Here is a 22,201-nt window from a genome sequence, read left to right as displayed (position 1 = left end):
ATAAACCACGTCGATTACGGCGTGGTTTTTTTGCGAATCAACTGACGCGTGCTTCCCTGAACGTCTCAGTTTCTTCGGAGCGGTTAATTTTAATTGACAATTTCCAGGAAATAAATTAATCTATGGATGAGTGAGTGACTCACTCAATAATAAAAGAGTAGCGATAGGAGAAATGAAGATGAGCAAAAACAACATCTTGCCTGACCTCATTCTACGGAAACGCAATCAGCGAAAGAACGCGAGGATACTTCGAATGAATAAACCGAACAGTATCGTCGAAAGCCGTTTCGTTAGAATCGGCGGTATTGAACAGTGGATCACAATACGCGGCGAGGATCGTCAGAATCCTGTTCTGCTTTTTATCCATGGCGGTCCGGCTTCACCTTATTCCATCTTCAACCCTTTGTTACGCTCGTGGGAGAAACATTTCACCATCATTCAATGGGATCAACGCGGTGCGGGCAAAACGTTTCGCAAGTACGGCAGAGACGACAGCGGGAACATCACCTTCGAGCGGCTCGCCCAGGATGGTATCGAGTTGACTGATTTCCTGTGCGATTATCTTGGCCATCAAAAAATCATTCTAATCGGCAGCTCTGCGGGCAGCTTAATCGCGATGATCATGGTAAAACTTCGCCCCGACCTGTTTCATGCTTATGTCGGGACCGATCAGAATGCCCCGGATCCCCAATTTCTTTCGTATCAATTGGCGCTGGACGCTTTCCGCGATGCAGGTCTAATAAAGGGTATTCGGTTAATCGAGAGAATGGGCCCGGATCGATCCAACTGGAACCGTAAAGACTTCGATCAGTTGAATCAATTTCTCGTGAAAAGCATTCGAACCGTTCCCAATATGATTATGGACCTTATGTTGCCGTCCATGCTCTCGTCACCGGATCATACCATGCGCGATCTCATCGAAATATTCAAAGGCATGCATTTCTCCCTTGATCACTTGTTCAACGAATTAATGGCCTTCGATTTCTCTAGGTTTGGGCTTAGATTTGAATTACCCTTTTTCGTTCTCCATGGAGATTCCGATATTTTTACGCCAACAACAGCGGCTAAAGCGTTCTTCGACGAAATCGAAGCCCCCCTCAAAGAGTTTGTACGAATCAAAAATGCCGGTCACCTAGCGTGTTTTGCCCGGCCCGATCAGTTTCTCGAGGAATTGATCAGGAGAGTCCGCCCTCTGGCGCTCTCTTCAAGTTCCTTATAATGGCAGCGGATGAATCGTTCATGATACAATGAATGCAATATTCCTTAACGATCGGAGATTGAAGTTCATTGTCCCCATTAAATAAACAGCAATTGGATCAAATTCGCGACGAACGCAAAGAACAAATTAAACAAGCGGCGCTCAAAATTTTTGCCTGCCGTGGAATTACAGGAACGAAAATGAGCATGATTGCCTCCGAGGCCGGGATTAGCGAAGGGTTAATATACCGGTACTTCAAATCCAAAGACGAATTGTTCACCGACCTCGTGATAGAGTTGATGGAAGAAGCGGGAAAGGAAATCGGGAACCTTCAACATTCACCCGAGAGCCCTTTTGATCAGATCAGAACTTTGACTCAAAGCATGCTTGACGAAAACAACAAGTACGCTTTCAGGCTTATTCTACAGGCGCGAAAAGCGGATAAGGTCCCGGAGAAGGTTGGGCAATTCCTTGATCAATATTCCGAAAAAGTTCTGATCGACCGGCTGGTTCCCGTCTTAATCAAGGGGCAACAAGCAGGTCAATTCTCTGAAGGGGACCCCCGGGAACTGCTGTCTTGGTACTTTACCGTCGTTAACAGTCTCATCATGCAGGAACTGGGAATTGAAAAATACGGATTGCCGGACACAGACGTATTGATGCGAATTCTGTCAAGGTAGCATTGTTTCCTCACTCACCTGGCCGCTGGCTCCACCAAACAACAATTCAACCTGCGTTCATTGGACGCGGGTTTCTGTTTTTGGCGCAGATTGTCGCAGCTCACCGTCATGCTGAAACAGGACGCTCAAGGGAAATACGATCGAATTGCCGAACATATATACAAGGTATGTTACCGCATGCATTTAACGACGTAGGACGGTGGTTACGATGTCTGCACCCATTTTATCTACTAAGCTATATATCCCCTTGTCTCGGTCTAAATTGGTTCCCCGACCGCGCCTGATCGAGCGCATGAACGAGGGGCTGCAACGCAAGCTCACCCTCGTCTCTGCTTCCGCCGGCTATGGTAAAACGACGCTTGTCAGCGAATGGCTCGCCGGTTGCTCCGGGCCGGCCGCCTGGCTGTCACTGGAAGAGGGGGATAACGATCCTGCACGCTTTCTCACCTGCCTCATCGCTGCTTTGCAGACGATTGCGGCGAATATTGGAGAAGGTGTGGCCGGCTTGCTCCAATCTCCTCAGCCGCCGCAGACCGAATCGATTATAGCGGCCTTGCTCAATGAAATTACCGCGGTTCCGGACAATTTCGTACTCGTCCTTGACGATTATCACGTTATAGATGCCGGACCGATTGACAATGCCATCGCGTTACTGCTCGATCGCATGCCGCCGCAGATGCATCTGGTCATCGCCACCCGCGAGGACCCGCGTCTGCCCTTGGCACGGTTGCGTGTCAGGGGCCAATTGACGGAAGTGCGCGCCGCACACTTGCGCTTTACCTCCCTAGAGGCGGCCGAATTTCTCGGCCGTGTGATGGGGCTAAACCTTTCAGCGGAAAATGTCGCCCTGCTTGAATCCCGAACAGAAGGCTGGATTGCCGGCCTGCAATTAGCCGCGCTTTCCATGCAGGGACATCAAGATCCCGCCGGCTTCATCAAATCGTTCAACGGCAGCCACCATTTCGTACTGGACTATCTGGTTGAAGAAGTGCTGCAAAAGCAATCCGTAAACATTCACCATTTTTTGCTGTACACATCTATTCTCGACCGGTTGTGCGGTCCTCTTTGCGATGCCGTTCTTGGCCGGAGAGCCGGGGAACAGCTCGCCTTCTCGTCTTCCGGGCAAGAAACGTTGGAATATCTCGAGCACACCAACCTATTCATCGTCCCGCTGGACAACGAACGGCGCTGGTACCGCTATCACCATCTCTTTGCCGATTTGCTGCGGAAACGGCTGCGCCGGAGCATCGCCTCGAATATAGGTGATAATGAGCGGGTTGTGGCTGAATTACATATTCGTGCCAGTATATGGTATGAAGATAATGGTTTTGCGATTGAGGCTTTTCACCATGCCGCTGCCGCAAAAGATATCCAGCGTACCGCTCGCCTGCTGGAGGGAGAGGGGATGCCTTTACTTTTTCGCGGAGCGGTTGCCCCCGTAATGAATTGGCTGGATTCATTGCCGGTGGAGGAACTGGATGCAAGGCCCTCGCTCTGGGTGTTGTATGCCTCTGCATTGCTGATGGCGGGCCAAATGACCGGCGTTGAACCGAAACTGCAAGCTGCTGAAAAAGCGCTGGAAGGTGCCGGGCTAGACGACAAGATCCAAGATCTTATCGGTCATATCGCCGCCATACGCGCAACTCTGGCCGTCAGCAAGCACCAGGCAGAAACCATCATTGCCGAGTCGCGCCGCGCTCTGGAATATTTGCGCCCGGACAACCTGCCTGTCCGCACAGCGACGATCTGGACGCTGGGATATGCTTACCAGCTCCAGGGGGATCGTGCCGCGGCGGGCAAGGCCTATACCGAAGCATTATCGATCAGTCAGATGATCGGCCATGTCATCATCAGCATTATGGCTGCGCTCGGCCTAGGGAACATACAGGAAGCGGAAAACCAGCTTTATGCGGCCGCTGATACCTATAGGCGTGTTCTGAATTTGGCGGGTGAACCGCCGCTGCCGACCGCTTGCGAAGCTCACCTTGGCATGGCCCGTATATGCTATGAATGGAACGACTTGGATGCCGCTATGCAGCACGGTCTCCAGTCCATCCAACTGGCGAAGCAGCTTGAACAGACGGACCGAGTCGTTGCAGGCGAGGTGTTTCTCGCGAGGCTGAAGCTTGCGCGGGGTGAGGTGAACGATGCAGCCGCTATTTTAGCTAGGGCTGACCATTCCGCCCGCCGGCAAAAATTCGTGAATCAGATGCCCTACATTGCTACCGCGCATGTGCTTGCGTTGCTTCACCAGGGCAATCTGGCGGCGGCCGCTACTCTGGCGCAGAAGCACAATCTTCCCATCAGCCAGGCCCGGGTACATCTGGCGCAGGGAGATACGTCCGCAGCATTGGCGGTGCTTTCCGCATTACGGGAGGAGGCTGAGGCGAAGGGCTTTGAGGACGAACAGCTCAAGGCAACGGTTCTACAAGCGGTTGCTCTGCATGCGCATGGCGAAAAGTTCAAGGCCGTACAGCTGCTTGCAGACGCGCTGACGATGGCCGAGCCTGGCGGCTTCATCCGGATTTTTGTCGACGAAGGCATTCCGATGTACCGGTTGTTAGGTGAAGCAGCTGCTCACGGAAGGATGATGAACTATCTAGGTAAGCTGCTGGCTGCATTTGAAGCAGAGGAACTGACAAGTGAAGTTAAATCGGATCAGAGCGTAGCCCCGCCTGCCAAGCCCCTGATCGAGCCGCTGAGCGGGCGGGAGCTCGAAGTGCTGCACCTCATTGCCCAAGGACTCTCGAATCGCGAGATTAGCGAGCGGCTTTTCATTGCGCTCACTACGGTTAAAGGACATAACCGGATGATTTTTGACAAACTGCAGGTTGGGCGGCGAACCGAAGCTGTAGCGCGTGCCCGCAAGTTGGGTCTGTTGTGAATTTACCCGCGCAGCAGCTCAGAACAATTTCCAAAAACAATACTTTAGTATCTATATGCCAATACCGAGGTGCAGCTATACTAATTGCAAATTGAGGTTTGGAGGAACCCCATGAAAGCGATTGTATGCACAAATTATGGATCACCGGATGTTCTGGAGCTAAGAGAGGTCGATAAGCCGACTCCCAAAGCCAATGAAATACTGATAAAAGTTCATGCAACAACCGTAACAACAGGGGACTGCAGAGTTCGAAGTTTCAACAGTCCGATCTTGTACTGGATTCCAATGCGATTATTTTTAGGCATCAGAAAACCAAGGAAACCGATACTCGGGGTGGAATTAGCAGGTGAAATCGAGGAGATAGGGAAAAATGTCAAACGGTTTAAGAAAGGCGACCAGGTGTATGCATTAAGTGGGATGCGTTTTGGCGCTCATGCCCAGTACACGTGTCTGCCAGAAGACGGGGTCGTAGCCTTAAAACCGGCGAATGCGACCTATGAGGAAGCCGCAGCCGTTCTTTTTGGGGGAACGACAGCCTTGCATTTTCTTCGAAAAGGAAACATCCGGAATGGACAAAAAGTGCTGATCTATGGGGCTTCCGGAGCGGTGGGGACTTCCGCCGTGCAGCTTGCCAAGCATTTTGGGGCAGAAGTTACAGGGGTATGCACCACGGGAAATTTTGAATTGGTGAAATCTCTGGGAGCCGATAACATCATTGATTACACGAAAGAGGATTTTGCAAAAAGAGGAGAGCGTTACGATATCGTCTTTGATGCTGTCGGGAAAAGCTCAAAATCCAATTGCAAGAAAGCGCTGGCTCCGAACGGCACATACGTGACGGTTGACGGGCAGGGGATTGCAAAGGAACGTACGGAAGATTTAATTTTCCTCAAAGAGCTTATGGAGACGGGGAAGATCAAATCGGTCATCGATAGACGCTATCCGCTGGAACAAATTCGCGAAGCTCATCGATATGTAGACAACGGACACAAAAAGGGTAATGTTGTCATCACGGTGCAGCATGAAAACAAAATTTAAACACGCCAATTGGGCCGATGGGTTGACATATCGGGAAATGTCAATATAATAATTACATGAAGCCAATTGACCCCATTGAAATATTTAAAGCACTGTCGAATGAAGCGCGACTTCAAATCTTAGAGTGGTTAAAAGATCCTAAAGCCCATTTTGGACCCCAGGGAGGCGTTGATCATATCGAGATTGGGGTATGTGTTAGTCTGATTACAGCAAAACTGAATATGACCCAATCAACAACATCTCAATATTTGTCTGTCCTACAGCGGGCGGGGCTTGTACATGGGACTCGTCTGGGCAAATGGACATATTACAAAAGAGATGAAGAAGCAATAAAACAAATTGCCTCCTACATTCAGCAAGACCTCTAGGTTATACAGTACTGGATTCAATACATTGAATTCAGTTTTTATATAAATAATAAATCGATAATTCGAGATTTGTAACTTAATTTTTCTACTTTTACCCAAAAAATCGACATATTCCGAATTGTATTAATGATTGAAAGGGTCTTAATTCACCGAAAAAAGGAGCTGTTCCACATGTCCAACCGTTCCAACCCGTCCGGCAGCGCCGCAACGCTCATTATCGTTGCACATCCGGATTTGGAGACGTCCCGGATTAACAAACGATTGGCGGCCGAGCTTGAACGAAGGGGCAATGTTACCGTTCACCGGCTGTACGAGACTTATCCGGACGAAAAGATCGACGTTGCGCGCGAGCAGGAGCTGTTGTTGACTCACGACCGTATTGTGCTTCAATTCCCTTTATTCTGGTACAGCTCGCCTTCCCTACTGAAGAAATGGATGGATGATGTATTCGAGCTCGGCTTTGCTCACGGCAAAGGCGGCGATAAGCTGAATGGCAAGGAGCTCCTCATTGCCACCTCTTCGGGAGGCGCTCAAAGCATGTACCAAGCCGGAGGCTTTCACAATTACTCTTACAGCGAGCTGCTGCGGCCGTTCCAGCAGTCTGCTAATCTGGCCGGAATGATCTACCGTCCGCACTTTGTTGTGAGCGGAATTCGCGAAGTGAGCGATGAACAGCTGGAGAAATATGCCGCCGATTACGCTGCCTATGTGGAGGGCCGGCTCGCCCTCTCCCGCACAAAAGATTAATCGCAGCGGCATATTCAAAAAAGGATGTAAGTCTAGTGAGCAGTAACCCGTTTGCAAGTTTGTTGTGAAACTCACCCTCGCGATATATCTCATCGAAGCGCAACGTTCATCTTTCCAATAGATAATGTCCACATCCGGGTTGGCGCTATATGCCGGGATGTGGGCTCTATGTCTTCTTCTAGTAATACGATAACACCATCAGAAATATTTTCCATAATAATAATTTAAGAAGGAGTATTCCTATATATCCATATTTCATGGAAGCAAGCAAACGGTATTTTATTTGTAGAATTACAATGCGGAATAGGTTAATATTTAAATTGTAGACGCTTACATAAATGAGATTTCAAGGGGTTCATAGGTATGACTTTAAAACGAAGAATATTCCTTATCTTTTCATTTAATTCACTTGTACCTTTAATCTGTTTAAGCATCATCTCTTACTATACGATGTTCTCTATCTTGTCGAATAAAATCGAAGCCGGGATCAAAAGCAGTCTAATGCAGGTTACACTGTCACTGGAAAATTCGATCCGGGACTTAAATCATATCTCGCAGCAATTTACATATGGCGGCGTCATAGGCAATAGACTGAATGAGTTTATGCTTGCGGAGGAACCGTATCAACGATTGCAATTGGACAACGCGATAAAAAGCGATTTAAATTTGCTTGCTTTTACGAACCCGAATATCGGCTTAACGATGTATTATTTCAAGAGCCAAGGCAAATATCAATTCGAGAATTTTCCGGTAAAGCATCCATTTTCGCCGGAACAGCTGCCGCTGCTCGCTGAGTATACCGGAATCTCGTATTATGGTCCCCATATCAGCAATAATTTGCTGGATAATCAATATGTGCTGTCCGCTTTACGAAAAGTAGAGCTCCCTGACCGCGACGATGTTTATATCTATGTCGAATCGGGATTTCAATTGACGCAAAATATTTTGGATACGGATCGAAGTGACAGCCGGCTTTCCCACGTTATTGTGGACAACAATGGCCGAATCGCTTACAGCGAGGTGCCGGACATCTTTAAGACGAATTCTATTTTTCCCGATTTTGACATGGGAGGAGCATCCGGATTTAATAACGAGTTTTACTGGTTTAAGGAGACGAGCAACCAGGGATGGAGTCTGGTCTCGGTAATCGCCGAGGCGGACTACAATAAAGAGAAGAACCGATGGTTTCTGCAGATCGCCCTCGTTTCCTTGCTGTTTCTCGGCGTAACTCTTTTCCTGGCATGGTTATTATGGAAAATGGTCTACAAGCCGCTTGGCCGGTTCCATAACGAAATCAAGTGGATGTCAAACAGCCGGACCAAACACAATCTCGAGCAGACAAGCATTCCGGAATTCGATTATTTACTGAATCAATTCAGACAAATGAAGAAGCAAATATGGGAGCTGTTTAATGAGATCGAACAAAAGGAAAAACACCGCATCGATCTTGAGGTGGAGAAGCTGCTTTACCAGATTAACCCCCACTTTTTAATGAATACGCTGAATACCGCTCACTGGCTTGCCGTCATGAACGGCCAGGATGAGATCGACCGTTTAATTCAATCGCTGAACAAGCTCCTCTATTACAATCTGGGCAAGCTGGGACAAGCTTCAACAATTGAAGAAGAAATAGACGCATTGAAACAGTACCTAGTGCTTCAACAAATTCGTTATGATTTCCAGTTTAATGTACGCATCGATGTGGACGAGAACGTTTTGAAAATACCTGTTCCGAGATTCATCCTCCAGCCGCTTGTGGAAAATTCGCTGTATCATGGGTTAAATGATGACGGTTTTATACAGGTAAACGTTATCTTGAACAATGGCATCGAAATTTCGATCCATGACAACGGTTCCGGCATGTCGGAGGAGAAAATCTTCAATCTTCTGAACAGCCAAACGGTCGACCAGCAAAAGGTTGGAATGGGGATCGGCATGAATTATGTGAAGCGTATGATCAAATCCCGTTATGAGGATAAAGCCAATTTGGAAATTAAAAGCGAAATCGGGAAAGGGACAAGCATCTTTTTAACCTTGCCGATCCAAGGGGGGGAAACTTCATATGATCAAAGTGCTTGTAGTAGATGACGATAAATTGGTACGAAAAGGGCTTATTTCGGCCATGCCTTGGCACGATTTCGACATGCAGGTGGTCGGGGAAGCGGGTAACGGCGAGAAGGCATTGGAGGTTCTGGAATCGCAGGCGATCGATTTGCTGCTGACCGATCTGGAAATGCCCGTTATGTCAGGCATCGAACTGATGAGAATCGCCCGTCAACGGTTGCCGCACCTTCATATCGTCGTGCTTACTCTTCATCAGGATTTTGAATATATCCAGGAAGCGCTCCGATTAGGGGCTATTGATTATATTGCCAAGGTGCAGCTCGAAAAAGAACAGTTCGAGGAAGTACTTAGAAGAATTGCCGCCCGGATTCAAAAACAGCCGAATCTTGCGGCAGCAGCTCTTCATCAGGATGAAAGTGTGAAGTCTGATCAGGATCAAGGCTATGTACTGATGTCTCTTCACGGGGTATCGAACTCTTCATGGGTGAAGGAATTGAATTTGCCTCGGGAGATGAGCATGATTGAAGCGGACCGCAATGTATTTTTTTGTTTTTCCGATGATGGTCATGAAAGCACCCTGTTCGGGCAGCTATCGGCTGCTTCAGCGGCAAAGCCGGAATGGACGCTGCTTCTGCTGACCGGTCTGAAAGGCTTCACGCACGCGGAAATACAGATTTGGCTGCGGAAATATAGAGACAATGAATTGTTTTATGCCTATGATCCTGACAACAAAACCGTCACCGTTTCGATTCGGCAAGAAGAAGACGTCAGGCGGCATTACTCCGATGAAGAAAAGCTGGAACGATTAAAAGAGACTTGGCTTACATTGGAATGGGTCCATAGCGATATTCTATTTCAGAGCCTGCTTCGTGAATTCAAGGATCTGAAACTCCCTCAAGTGAAGCTGATCGGGGTGCTGTATTACTTTGTGAATGAATGGAACCGATTGTTTGCTCAGACGAATATGGGGAAAATTCACTTTCCGGAATCCCCTCATTCCTGGTTTCAAGTTGAGCAATGGATTGGCGAAATCCGCGGTATCATTAAGCATTTCTCCGAGAAGTCCCACTATTCGCAAGAAATTACGGATTGCATGATGAGAGCCGTACAGATTATGGAGGCGGAAATGGACAGTCCTCTTACCGCGGCCGAAGTGGCAAAGAGGCTGAATTTGAGCCGCAGTTATTTCAGCCAATGCTTTAAAGATATAATCGGCAGAACGTTTAATGACCATATGCGCCATATTCGCATGGAGAAAGCAAAAGAGTATTTGCGGAGCTCGAACAAAACGATCTGCTGGGTCGCTGAGAATACCGGTTACACGGACGAAAAATATTTTAGCCGGGTCTTTAGGGAATATAACGGTATGCTGCCAAGTGAATTCCGGCTGAGCACCCGGATGGGCGGATAAATGCCGCTTATCTTCCATTAGTTCGATTGAAAGAAGGGACGTTCATGGTCGGCATTAAAAGAAATATCGTGGTTCTGCTCGCTGTCTCTCTGGTTGCGTTAAATGCATGCAGCAGCTGGGGCCATTCCGGCGCGGACTCCAACAGGAATCCAGTCGAAAATTCCACGGCTGCAGCTGCTGCGGATGCGGATCCGTTTGGGAAATACAATTATCCGGTTACGCTCAAAATCGGAATCGGCGTTGATCCGAGCTTCAGGTCGAGCAAAGGGGAAACCCCCGCGAATAACATTTGGGTTGCGGCCATTAAAGAAAATCTCAATGTGGATATAAAAATCGCCTGGCAGGTTGCCAATCCGAACTTGAGTCAAAAGGTGAGCCTGTCGATCGCCAGCGATGATTTGCCGGATGCGATGGTTGTCGACAGTATCCAGCTCAATCATATGGCGAAGGCCGGACAATTGGCGGATTTGACGGAGGCTTACCATAAAGCTGCGTCCCCTGTCATGAAAAGGATTATGAACAGCGCGGACGGAATCGCGCTCAAGTCCGTTACATTCGATGGGAAAATGTTAGCGCTTCCTTCCGTGGATGCGGAAGATATGAGCATGATGTGGATCCGCAAAGACTGGCTGGATAAGCTGGGACTGCAGCCGCCGAAAACGATGGACGAGCTCGAACGGGCTGCAAAGGCTTTTGTCGAGAACGATCCGGATGGCAATGGGAAGAGAGATACGATCGGTATAACCGCCGGCGGTCCGTTATATGATGACTTCACCTACGGTCCCGGCTCGTTTACGCTGGATCCGATCTTTGCCGCATACAAATCATATCCGGGCTTTTGGCGCGAGGGCACCGACGGAAGGCCCGTTTATGGTTCCATCCTGCCGGAGACGAAAGCAGCGCTTGCGAAAATTCGCGATTTATATGCCAAGGGCTTGATCGACAAGGATATAGGCATCCATAAAGCTCCGGAAGAGGTTGTAATCAACGGATCGACGGGTATTTTTTTTCTGCCGTTCTATGGCGGGTATACGCCGCTGCCGGAGGTGCTGAAGAATAATCCGGACGCCAACTGGCAGGCGTATGCGTTGCCGCTTGACGCTGACGGCAAATTTAATGCGAAAGCGTTCAACCCGTCGAAAACGTTCGTCGTTGTCCGGAAAGGATACGGGCATCCGGAAGCTGTCATCAGAATCCATAATTTGATCCTCAGAGACGAGGTGAAGTATGGGTTCGATTATCAGCCATTGCGCAGCGTTCTTGCTCCGCGCGATGAAATCGCATTCTCCGTACAAGCGCTGCAAGAAGTGTTGTCCGGAGCCAAAACGCCGGAAGATTTTGCGGATAAGGAAGAATATAAGCTGCTCAAACACGACCTTGCAACGATAAAAAACGCGAAGCTGGAGCCATATGATCATACGGATATCCAATACTGGAATATTGCAGACAAGGATTTCCCCCGCGCATATTCGCTAATGGTGGGCGGAAGAAATTTGCTTGACCGGAATATAAACAAAATACGAAGCGTCTCCTATTTGCGTACCCGAACCGTTGAGAGCAAATGGGCGAATCTAAAAAAACTGGAATCTGAAGCATTCATCAAAATTATACTGGGATCCGCTCCAATTGACTCTTTCGATACATTTGTCCGTGCTTGGAAAACACAGGGCGGAGACCAAATCGCCAAGGAAATGGCGGAGTCTTTAAATCGGTAACGATTTAATATAAGAATCGGCCATTGTTCGGCTCCCCTGCATGGACAGGGTAGGTAAATGACCGATAAACAGGACGATAAATGAAGCCGATTCAACATTATGAGGATCATCGCTGCATGAAACAGCTTTCATTCATCTAACTTAATTCCCGATCGCTTTCTATCTCAGGAAGCGATTTTTTTCGTTTATACTGACAAAGCCGGGAGACATCAAGTCGAAAAACGTCACAGAAATGGTGCGAACGCTTGCATTCATTCGCGGACGACGCCATAAGCGGCTGAAGTTCTTTTGCTTTACGCGGCTTTTGCGCTTTGAATGCACGGCAGATGTGAAAAACGATTGAAGGGCGGGTTTACGGATGAAACTGCAAAAAATGATGGTAGCGCTTACTGCTTTGGTGATGGTGTTTTCCCTCGCCGCTTGCAGCCAAGGCCAAGAGAGCAACGAGCCGGCAGCCGAAGGCCAGCAGCAGGCAAATGCCGGAGGAAGTACGGCTGCGGCCGAAGAGGAATTCAAGCCGGAAGAAGGCGCTAAACTGCTTGTTTGGGATGCAGGCGAGCAAAAAGACTTTATCGCGGAAATCGGCAAATCGTTTAAAGAAAAATACGGTGTGGAAATTACATTCGCCGATGTAGGCGCGGACAAATCGATGGGTCAAATGGTTACGGACGGTCCTGCAGGCGTCGGTGCCGACGTATTTACGGCGGTGCATGATAGAACGGGAAGCGGCGCACAAGCCGGCATCATTCTTCCGAACGACCAATTCGAAGAAGAAACGAAGGCCGAGTCATACGATACGGCCATTCAAGCGGTTAGTCATGAAGACATTCTCTATGGATACCCGAGAGCGGTTGAGACGACTGCGGTTTTCTATAATAAAGATCTCGTGTCCCAGCCTCCCGCAACATGGGAAGAAGTCGTGACATTCGCCAAACAATTTAACGATGTGAAGAACAATAAATTCGCTTATATGTGGGATGCCGGCAGCAGTTATTTCAACTATGGCATCTTCGGCGGTTTTGGCGCCTATTTGTTCGGCGCAAACGGTACGGATGCGACAGATATCGGGATGAACAAGCCGGAGGCGATCGAAGCGGCGAAGTTCTATCAAAGCCTGACGGAAATTCTTCCGCTTAAAAGCTCGGATATTAACGGAGATATCCGGAAATCGTTGTTCGCCGAAGGCAAGCTTGCCATGAACGTCAGCGGTCCTTGGGATACAGGGTCTTTGAAAGAGAGCGTTAAAAATCTTGGCGTTGTTCCTTACCCTGCACTTCCGAACGGTCAACCGATGAAGCCATTTTCCGGTGTAAAAGCGTTATATGTAAGCGCGTATACGAAGTACCCGAATGCCGCGAAGCTGTTCGCGCGCGAATTGGCATCCGCCGAGAATCAAAAGCTACAATACGAGAAATTCGGCTTGCTTCCGGCAAATAAAGTTCTGGCTGAAGATGCGGCAATCAAGAGCGATCCGATCGCTACCGGTTTCCTGAAGCAGTTCGAAAATTCCGTTCCGATGCCGTCCATACCAGAAATGGCTCAATTCTGGGCACCGATGGATTCGACGCTTGCTTCCATGTGGAATGACAAGGCGGATCCGCAGCAAGCGATGGACTACATGGTCAAACAGATGAAAGACAGTATTGCATCAGGCAAATAATTTGTATGCCTATGCTGTGTCACCTGCCGGAGTTTGCCCGGCGGGTGATTGCGGCATTCGGAAGAAAGGAGCTGGTCTGTCTGATGGAGCATCCGATAAGAACCGCACATATGACGCAAGCAAGAGCACATGCCAAAACCGCTGCGATATTGTCTGTACTCGGCATGGGGTTAGGACAATTTTACAACCGTCAATTCGTAAAAGGGATGTTGTTTTTGGCGGCGGAAATCATCTACATCTATTATCTGATTACTTCGCTTGCATCCAACTTTGCCGGCCTTATAACACTTGGGGAAACACCGACTAAGCTGCAAAAGGTAGGAAAATTATATAAAAACGTAGCCGGCGACCACTCCATTTTTATGATGATCTACGGATTGGTGGCATTGATGTTTATCGGCATTTTAGCGGTGTTGTATGTGATCAACGTGCGTGACGCCTACCGTACCGGCAAGCTGCGCGACGAGGGGAAAGAAGCTCCCGGGTTCACGCAGACCGTTCGCAATTTAACGCAGAACAGCTTTCCTTTTCTGCTCTTGTCGCTTCCGGCTTTGGGCGTATTGTTCTTTACGATCCTGCCGATTCTTTTCATGGTCCTGATGGCTTTCACGAACTATTCCGCTCCGGATCATATTCCGCCGAAAAACCTGGTGGATTGGGTTGGACTGAAGACATTTAAAGATTTATTGTTCCTGAAGCAATGGGCGAGCACGTTTGTCGGAGTCTTTACCTGGACAATCATTTGGGCTGTTTTGGCGACCGTTACCTGTTATTTTGGCGGCATTTTCGTAGCCCTTCTTATCCAGCAGCAGGGGATTCGATACAAGACGTTTTGGCGCAGTGTGTTTATTATTCCTTATGCGGTTCCGCAGTTCATTTCTTTCTTGGTCATGAAAAACTTGCTCAATTACCAGTTCGGACCGGTTAACCAATATTTCCGGTTTTTCGGATTGCAAGGCCTGCCGTGGCTGAACGATCCTTTCTGGGCGAAAGTAACCGTTATTCTTGTTAACATGTGGGTAGGGATTCCGGTTTCCATGGTGCTTGTATTAGGAATTTTGACAACCATTCCAAAGGATCTGTACGAAGCGGCGGAAGTCGACGGCGCAACGGATTTCCAGAAATTCAGAAGCATCACGCTGCCGTATATATTGTTTTCGACGGCACCGCTGCTCATCATGCAGTTTGCAGGCAACATCAACAACTTTAACGTCATTTTCCTCCTGACGAACGGGCTTCCGGCCAAAGGCGAATATGCTTATGCGGGCAGTACGGATTTGCTTGTCACCTGGCTGTACAAATTGACGCTGGAAAATCAGCGTTACAACTTCGCCTCTGCAATCGGGATTATCCTGTTTATTATTATCGCATCGTTCTCGCTGTGGAACTACCGCAGAACGCGCTCTTACCGGGAGGAGGACATGATCCAATGAATAAGACGGCTAAAACGATTAAACTTTCCGGCAGCTATATTCTGCTCATTTTGTTAGCCGTTTCTTTTGTTTACCCGATCGCTTGGGTCGTCATGTCGTCCTTTAAATTCGGGGATTCGTTGTTCAGCGAAACATTCATCCCAAGGCGGCTCACCCTGCAGCACTACATCGACCTGTTCGTCGAGCAGAAGGATAAACAGGTTCCTTATGCAAAATGGTACTGGAACACGCTGAAAGTAGCCTCGATCAGTATGGTGCTGGGGACCTTCATTCAAATTTTGACGGCTTACGCGATTTCCCGCTTCCGTTTTGCCGGACGGAAAACCGTTATGTCCACCATTCTTGTACTCGGAATGTTCCCCGGCTTCATGAGCATGATCGCAATCTATATTATGCTTATTCAACTGGACCTGCTGGATACTCATTTTGCGCTCATTTTGGTCTACTCCGCAGGTGCCGCGCTCGGAATGTTCGTCGCCAAAGGCTTCTTCGATACGATTCCGAAAAGCTTGGAGGAAGCGGCAAGAATCGACGGTGCAAGCCATATGACGATTTTCTCCCGGATCGTGCTGCCTTTATCCAAGCCGATCATTACGTTCATCGCGCTAACGACGTTCTCCGGAGCATGGGTGGACTTCATTTTTGCGCGGTTGATCCTTCGGTCCAAAGAGAACTGGACGCTTGCTGTCGGATTGTTTGAACTGGTTAACAGCTTCACAAGCACGGAGTTTACGCTGTTCGCCGCGGGTGCGGTGCTCGCTTCTATTCCGGTCGCTTTGCTCTTTGTGTTCTTACAGCGATTCTTGGTGGACGGCTTGATGGCCGGAGCGGAGAAGGGCTGATTACTTGGAAGGACCGCAACAATATCGGATTGACAGCCGTTCGTCTGCCGCCTGCAGAGACATCGCCGGCGGCGGACGGCTTATTCCTGATAAAAGCAGGGAAGCGAATATCATTTAGGAGGTCATGATCGAATGTTCACGTTGCACGGAAAGCATCGATTTCAAATGTTATCAATTGTAATCGCTTCCATTGTGGTGCTGCAGCTGCTTGCCGGTATGTTGCCGGCTCCGGCTCAGGCGGCTTCGGGCGTCCTTGTTCCGGAAGCGCTTACCGAACAGCCGGGCGGGAGCAGCAAGTGGGTCGTCGCGGGCGATTTCCAAGGCTGGAACCCTGCCTCTGAGGAAACGCGGCTGAAGCATCTGGTCGGCAATTATTATATGTTTTCCACCGTACTAACCAAGGGCCATCACGAATTCAAGCTGGTCAAGGACGGGAATTGGGATCTGGCAATCAGCGATGGAGGCAATAACTTCAGCATCGATTTGGCCGAGGATACGGTCGTCAACTTTTATGTGAACGAGGACCTCGATGACAAGGCCCGGATCAGCATCTCGAACGTGCATGGGCTCAAGCAGTACGTGCCGGCGCTGTCCACCGGCAAATGGCCGCGGCTCGTTGGCGACATTCAAACCGTTTTTGACGAAAGCGCATGGTCACCCGAAACGGCAAAACAGTTCTTTGTCGACTACAACTTTGATAACACCGTGTACAAGCTGCAGCGGACACTGCCTGCGGGCAGCTATGAGGCGAAGGTGACGTTCGGGCCGGATTGGAGCGAAAACTACGGCGCCGATGGAAGGGACGGGGCCAACCTGGCCGTGATGGTTCCCGAAGCGACGGAAGCCACGTTCAGCTTCGACCGCAGCAAGCTTTCGGTCACGCTCGCCACGAAAGGCTTCGACGGTTTGATCGACAGCTCGTCCATTTCGTTCGACAGCCGCTCGGTCACGTACAAGAAACCTTTCGGCGCGATCAAACAAGGCAGGGAGGATCTGACGCTGCGGATCGCCGCCAAGCAGGACGATGTGCAGTTTGCCAAAGTCGAGCTGAGCAACAGCGACAGTGTGTCCAGAACATTTCCGATGCACCGCGTCACAACGGTAAAAGGCCAGGATTATTTTGAAGTGACGATTCCAAAAACCGCTTTTACAAAAATCGGCATATGGGGCTATAAGTTTATTTTGGTGGACGGCGGGACGAAAATCGAATACGGCGACGATTCTTCCCGCGGGGCTGCGGGTTCCGTAACCGGCGATGGAGCCGTGCCGTACGACCTGACCGTGTATGACCTGAACTACAAGACGCCGGATTGGGTGAAAAACGCCGTTATTTATCAAATTTTCCCCGACCGGTTTTTCGACGGAAATAAGCACAATAACCGGGCCAAAACGGTTGACGGCGTCCGCGGCGCTCTTTCCCCAGAGGATGCGACCGTCAAAGGCGGGCAAAAGGTCCAATACTTCGACGACGGCGTACCCAGCGATCCGACCCCGGACCAGGTTTGGGGAGATTGGGAGACCGCGCCCGAGAATCCGGACCGCGTCCTGCCGGAGAACAAACCTTACTATCCGGACGCCAAGTCGGACGGCGCCTGGACGAATGAATTTTACGGCGGCGATATCCAGGGCATCAGCAAGAAGCTTGGCTATCTGAAGTCGCTTGGCATTACGGCTATTTATTTGAATCCCGTCTCTTGGGCGGCCTCCAACCACAAATATGACGCCACCGATTACGAGCATCTGGACCCGATGTTTGGCGAGCCGGTCTATACTAAACCGGCCCATCCGGAATCCGGCCTGGATTACGCGAAGACGCGGGCCAAGTCGGACCGCATTTACCAGCTGTTTGCGAAAAAAGCGCGCGAGCAGGGGCTGCATCTGATCAACGACGGCGTGTTTAATCACGTCGGCGACGATTCGATCTATTTTGACCGCTACGGCAAGTATCCGGAAATCGGCGCTTACGAGTATTGGGCGAAGGTTTATGACAAAATGGCAGCCAACCGCATCACGCAGGCGGAAGCGGAGAAGGCGGTGCGGGCGGAGTTTACAAGCAAAGTTAATCCGTTGACCGGAAAGAACTACAAATACCCGGACGATTTCGAATATATTACCTGGTTTACCGTTTCTCCCGAAAAAGTAAAAGACCGCGATGGCAGCAATTTGCATTACAAGTATGACGCCTGGTGGGGGTATGATTCACTGCCGGCGATGGATTCGAAAAGCCCGCAGACGGTGCCGACCGATTTCTTCCCTGCGGACAGCAAGGCGCTGCCGGGCGAGCATGAGTGGAACAATATCGGTCTCCGCGAACAGGTCATCGGTCATGATCTGACCGGCTTGTCCGATGCGGACGCCGACAAAGCGATGCAGAAGACCAACTCGCAGCGCTGGCTGTGGATGGGTTCGAGCGGATGGCGACTTGACGTAGCGCCGGAAGTATCCGCCGGTACGTGGAAGCAATTCCGCAAAGCGGTGAAATCCGCTGCAGGACGCATGGACGCGAACGGCAATCCGATTGAAGAACCGGTGCTGATCGGCGAAGAATGGGGCGTCGCAACAAGGTACCTGCTTGGCGACCAGTTCGATTCCGTCATGAACTACCGTTTCAGAGGGGCTGTTCAGGATTTCATCGGCTCCGGCAACGCGGAAAGAATGAACCAGGCTTTGGAATCGATCCGCGAGGATTACCCCAAGGAAGCCTGGCAGGCGATGATGAATCTCGTGGATTCGCACGATACGACCCGGTCGGTGACCAAGTACGACCATCCGGAGTGGGAAGAGGAGCATTTGAAAATCGCTCCCGCGGCAACGGACAAAGCGTTGAAGCAGCAAGCGCTGACAGCGATTCTGCAAATGGGCTACCCTGGCGCTCCGACGATTTACTTTGGGGATGAAGTGGGTCTCGAAGGCACGAAGGACCCCGATTCCCGCCGCGCCTTCCCGTGGGACCGGATCCAGGAGAGCGGGGACGGCTCTTTTAGCGGAGCAGGACGTTATCAGGAGCTGTTCGGTACGTATCAAAAAGCGGCCAATCTGCGCGGCAGCGCAGACGGTGAGGTGTTCCGCACCGGCGAGCTCAAAGTCGCTTTCGCCAAAGGCGACGTCATCGTTTATGCCCGCAAGAACGATACCAAGGGCGGTCTTGTCGCGATTAACCGCGGTGCCGGCAACGCCGAAATCGACGCGGAGGTGAGCGGATTTCTGCCGGACGGACTGGTCCTCGCCGACCGGCTCGGCAGCGGCGCTCAAGGTACGGTGACGGGCGGCAAAATTCATCTAACCGTTCCGGCGATGTCGGGCATGATGATGCTTTCGACCACAAACATCGCGGCCGTTCCGCAAGTGACCGGCCTTCAAGCCGCTGGGGGCAACGGCAGCGTGACCCTTACATGGGAGGCGGTTGCCGGCGCTGACCAATACCAGGTTTACCGCGCCGCGATCGAAGGCGGCGAGCTGCAGCTGATTGGAAGCGGTGTCCATGGGGCCGCCTTTACCGATACGAATGTGAACAACGGCACCAAATATTACTACACGGTTACGGCAAAAATCGGCCTGAATGAAAGCGTTCCTGGCGATATGGCCTCCGCTACGCCGGCATTTGCGATTCAAGCGGCCGAGTTCGTCAAGCAGGCTGACGATATGACCGTCGGCGTCGGCAAGATAACGTCCAAAATTCAAGTCAGCATCCGCGTACCCGGCTTAACCGACGACACCGTCTATTCCGGCAAGCCGGCGCCCGGCTTGATTACCCGGCTGATCCATTACCCGTCGTTCCTGTCTCCGGACCAGGCTTTGGAAACGAAGCTTTACTACGAAGCAGACGATGCGGCGGTTGGCTCGAAAATATATTCGGCTGCGTTCGAGCCGAAATACGCCGGGGCATATCGTTATGAGGCGCAGGTTTCTTCGGATAACGGCGAGACGTTCTTCAAATCACAGACCGTAACGGTTAATGTTTATGCGGATTCCGATGATACCGTCCCGCCGGCGGCGCCGGTTCTTGCGGATATCAATGTCGAATCCAACCTGGCCCATCTGAGATGGGAGCTGGACAATGCTTCTCCCGATACTGCGGGAATCGAAATTTACCGCAACGAAAACGGAGGCGACTATGCCTTGATCGCGACCCTCGGCAAAGAGGCCAAGGATTACGTCGATTATACGGTAAGCAACGATACGGCATACACCTATAAGGTCACGACCTTCGATATGGCTTATAACCGCAGCGATTCGGCGGAAAAGCCGGTCACGCCAAAGCTGGTCATGGTCGATGTGACGTTGCGTCTGCATTTGCCGCCTTATACGCCGACTACCGATGATATTACGATCGCCGGAGACTTCCAGGGCTGGAACGCGTCGTCCACCAAACTGCATGTGCCGAGCGGAGCGACCGACCGCAGCGTCGTCGAGTACAATTTTAAAATAATGGCCGGCAAAAAGATCGAGTACAAATATACGCGGGGCTCCTGGTCGACCGAAGCGTTCACCAGCCATGCTAGAGTAGAGAACGATACGACCGATCCGGGCAACTGGGCTTACAGCTCTACCGACACGAACATGAAGCTGACGATTGCCAACCAAGGCGACAACAAGCAGGTCGTGGACGATTATGTGCTGCGCTGGCTCGATATGCCTATGATGGTGTCGCTGCCGAGAACTTCCTACGGGGAAGACATCTCCTATACGACCGATGAGAGCACGATGAATTTGAAGGCCGTCGTTCCGTTCGGCGTCGCCTTCATGATTAACGGCAAGCCGATCCCCGAAGGCGCGATGGATGCCAGAGGGAACGTCGTCCTGAATAACATTCCGCTCGCCCCCGGGCTCAATACCTTTACGCTGCATATCGAACCGACGGCGGAAACGCTGGCCTTGCCGTGGTATACCGATAAGGGACGCGCCGATCAAGCGACGAAAACGTTGACGATTTCGGTGACGAGAACGAGCTAGATTAACTTGGCTGTTGCCCGGCAACTGCATGTTATTTTGCAGCAACGGCGGATGGGAAGCGACAGAAACGGGACGGCTGCAGCAGCCGTCCCGAATTTTATCGTGCCGAGATCATCCGTTTAATCAACGTGACCGCGACGATCAAAAGCAGCGGCAGAACGTATGTAACGTTAAGGAGCAAGGGCCAGATTACGCTGACGGTTTCAACGAATTCCATTTCATCCTTGAACATCGTGAGCGAGAGAAGCAGGCAAACAAACGCGATAGGAAATGTCAACAGGCGCTCATCCTGCAATTTCAACAATTGCGATAAAACATTCGTTAAAATGAATAGCTGGATAGAGGCTTTCATATACGAACCGGCGATGAGCGAGAATCCGATCACGGACTCGATCCTTTCGATAATTTCCTGGATATTGATCAAACGCGCAAGCTGAAACAGCGAGTATTTGAGCTCGCCGACCAAAGGCCCATTGGCCATAATCGAGCAAACGACCGATGTCAACAACGTGAACCCATTGACGATAATGGCCAAAAACAAGTATTTTCCGATCTTAGGCCTTTCTTTCACCCGGACAAACGGGAGCATCGCGGCGAACAACGTAACTTCCCCATAAGGGAACCCATATGCGATATAAGCGCCATGAAGAATCGGTTTGATCCCGTTTGGCATAACCGGCAGTAGGTAATCCGGATGAAAATAGGGACTTACCATCAACAAAACCGCGATTACAAACCCGAGCATCGAGATAATCAATAACACGGACATTCTGGCCATCACTTCAATCCCTGCCCTGGCTGTCAACGCAGCCATAAAAAAAAATATGGATTGCACCACATAGTTGGGCGTGCTCCTCAGCATCGAGGTGCTGAAAAATCCCCCTATATCGATCACGATATTGGCAAGCTGCAAGAACGCGGAACACAGAAAAGGAATGGCCACGATAATCGTCAGCCACCTCCCAATCGCTTTACGGGTGTATTCGATAAAAGTCAGTCCGGGATACTGCCGGTGCAAATAGAGGACACAAGCCAAAATAAGCATGCCCATCGTACATGCAAGCAATATTGAAATCCATGCTCCGTTTTTGGCGGCGCCTGTGAGCGGCGCCGGAATATTGACGATGGCCGAAGCGGTTACATAGGTGAGAAACAGCATGGCCATCTGGATCGAACTGACGGTTTCCTGCTTGTTCATGATATCCTCT

Annotated in this window: 14 protein-coding genes; 13 read left to right on the top strand and 1 reads right to left on the bottom strand. The window is 50.3% G+C overall.

Annotated elements, in window-relative coordinates:
- The first annotated feature begins 178 nt into the window (after positions 1-178).
- From VN24_RS01550 to VN24_RS01490, 13 genes are all read left to right on the top strand, one after another.
- A complete protein-coding gene (locus VN24_RS01550; RefSeq protein ID WP_045668985.1) occupies positions 179-1,219 on the top strand; it encodes an alpha/beta fold hydrolase in 1,041 nt (346 codons plus the stop codon).
- 92 nt (positions 1,220-1,311) lie between these two features.
- Positions 1,312-1,878: a TetR/AcrR family transcriptional regulator gene (locus tag VN24_RS01545; RefSeq protein WP_238590797.1), complete on the top strand. Its 567-nt coding sequence runs from the start codon at positions 1,312-1,314 to the stop codon at positions 1,876-1,878.
- Between the two features lie 208 nt (positions 1,879-2,086).
- Complete coding sequence (locus tag VN24_RS01540) at positions 2,087-4,762, top strand: winged helix-turn-helix domain-containing protein (RefSeq protein WP_045668983.1); 2,676 nt, start codon at positions 2,087-2,089, stop codon at positions 4,760-4,762.
- Between the two features lie 111 nt (positions 4,763-4,873).
- Positions 4,874-5,800: an NAD(P)-dependent alcohol dehydrogenase gene (locus tag VN24_RS01535; RefSeq protein ID WP_045668982.1), complete on the top strand. Its 927-nt coding sequence runs from the start codon at positions 4,874-4,876 to the stop codon at positions 5,798-5,800.
- Positions 5,801-5,865: 65 nt separating this feature from the next.
- Positions 5,866-6,168 (top strand): ArsR/SmtB family transcription factor, encoded by a 303-nt coding sequence (locus VN24_RS01530; RefSeq protein WP_045672858.1) that lies wholly within the window; start codon positions 5,866-5,868, stop codon positions 6,166-6,168.
- A gap of 171 nt (positions 6,169-6,339) precedes the next feature.
- Positions 6,340-6,915 carry an NAD(P)H-dependent oxidoreductase gene (locus tag VN24_RS01525; protein ID WP_045668981.1) on the top strand — a complete coding sequence of 192 codons (576 nt, stop codon included), beginning with the start codon at positions 6,340-6,342 and terminating at the stop codon, positions 6,913-6,915.
- 363 nt (positions 6,916-7,278) lie between these two features.
- Complete coding sequence (locus VN24_RS01520; protein ID WP_045668980.1) at positions 7,279-9,003, top strand: sensor histidine kinase; 1,725 nt, start codon at positions 7,279-7,281, stop codon at positions 9,001-9,003.
- Positions 8,978-10,390 carry a response regulator transcription factor gene (locus VN24_RS01515; RefSeq protein WP_045668979.1) on the top strand — a complete coding sequence of 471 codons (1,413 nt, stop codon included), beginning with the start codon at positions 8,978-8,980 and terminating at the stop codon, positions 10,388-10,390. Before VN24_RS01520 ends, VN24_RS01515 begins: the two co-directional genes overlap by 26 nt.
- A 44-nt stretch (positions 10,391-10,434) precedes the next feature.
- Positions 10,435-12,105, top strand: coding sequence for an extracellular solute-binding protein (locus VN24_RS01510; protein WP_045668978.1), 1,671 nt, complete (start codon positions 10,435-10,437; stop codon positions 12,103-12,105).
- Between the two features lie 358 nt (positions 12,106-12,463).
- Positions 12,464-13,765: a sugar ABC transporter substrate-binding protein gene (locus tag VN24_RS01505; RefSeq protein WP_045668977.1), complete on the top strand. Its 1,302-nt coding sequence runs from the start codon at positions 12,464-12,466 to the stop codon at positions 13,763-13,765.
- An 83-nt stretch (positions 13,766-13,848) separates the two neighbouring features.
- Positions 13,849-15,198, top strand: coding sequence for a carbohydrate ABC transporter permease (locus tag VN24_RS01500; RefSeq protein WP_420798618.1), 1,350 nt, complete (start codon positions 13,849-13,851; stop codon positions 15,196-15,198).
- Positions 15,195-16,040, top strand: coding sequence for a sugar ABC transporter permease (locus VN24_RS01495; protein ID WP_045668976.1), 846 nt, complete (start codon positions 15,195-15,197; stop codon positions 16,038-16,040). Before VN24_RS01500 ends, VN24_RS01495 begins: the two co-directional genes overlap by 4 nt.
- A 132-nt stretch (positions 16,041-16,172) precedes the next feature.
- Positions 16,173-20,993 carry an alpha-amylase family glycosyl hydrolase gene (locus tag VN24_RS01490; protein ID WP_045672856.1) on the top strand — a complete coding sequence of 1,607 codons (4,821 nt, stop codon included), beginning with the start codon at positions 16,173-16,175 and terminating at the stop codon, positions 20,991-20,993.
- Between the two features lie 97 nt (positions 20,994-21,090).
- Here the strand turns inward: VN24_RS01490 and VN24_RS01485 are convergent, their stop codons facing one another.
- Complete coding sequence (locus VN24_RS01485; protein ID WP_045668975.1) at positions 21,091-22,191, bottom strand: GerAB/ArcD/ProY family transporter; 1,101 nt, start codon at positions 22,189-22,191, stop codon at positions 21,091-21,093.
- Between the last annotated feature and the right edge of the window lie 10 nt (positions 22,192-22,201).

The sequence above is a fragment of the Paenibacillus beijingensis genome (genome assembly GCF_000961095.1).
Classification (GTDB): domain Bacteria; phylum Bacillota; class Bacilli; order Paenibacillales; family Paenibacillaceae; genus Paenibacillus_O; species Paenibacillus_O beijingensis.
The sequence above is the reverse complement of the archived record's forward strand: the minus strand, read 5'-3'. Positions and strand labels throughout refer to the sequence as shown.

Coding starts and splice junctions, on each gene's coding strand:
- VN24_RS01550 (WP_045668985.1), top strand. CDS start 179: ATGAGCAAAAACAACATCTTGCCTGACCTCATTCTACGGAAACGCAAT.
- VN24_RS01540 (WP_045668983.1), top strand. CDS start 2,087: ATGTCTGCACCCATTTTATCTACTAAGCTATATATCCCCTTGTCTCGG.
- VN24_RS01535 (WP_045668982.1), top strand. CDS start 4,874: ATGAAAGCGATTGTATGCACAAATTATGGATCACCGGATGTTCTGGAG.
- VN24_RS01525 (WP_045668981.1), top strand. CDS start 6,340: ATGTCCAACCGTTCCAACCCGTCCGGCAGCGCCGCAACGCTCATTATC.
- VN24_RS01520 (WP_045668980.1), top strand. CDS start 7,279: ATGACTTTAAAACGAAGAATATTCCTTATCTTTTCATTTAATTCACTT.
- VN24_RS01515 (WP_045668979.1), top strand. CDS start 8,978: ATGATCAAAGTGCTTGTAGTAGATGACGATAAATTGGTACGAAAAGGG.
- VN24_RS01510 (WP_045668978.1), top strand. CDS start 10,435: ATGGTCGGCATTAAAAGAAATATCGTGGTTCTGCTCGCTGTCTCTCTG.
- VN24_RS01505 (WP_045668977.1), top strand. CDS start 12,464: ATGAAACTGCAAAAAATGATGGTAGCGCTTACTGCTTTGGTGATGGTG.
- VN24_RS01500 (WP_420798618.1), top strand. CDS start 13,849: ATGGAGCATCCGATAAGAACCGCACATATGACGCAAGCAAGAGCACAT.
- VN24_RS01495 (WP_045668976.1), top strand. CDS start 15,195: ATGAATAAGACGGCTAAAACGATTAAACTTTCCGGCAGCTATATTCTG.
- VN24_RS01490 (WP_045672856.1), top strand. CDS start 16,173: ATGTTCACGTTGCACGGAAAGCATCGATTTCAAATGTTATCAATTGTA.
- VN24_RS01485 (WP_045668975.1), bottom strand. CDS start 22,191: ATGAACAAGCAGGAAACCGTCAGTTCGATCCAGATGGCCATGCTGTTT.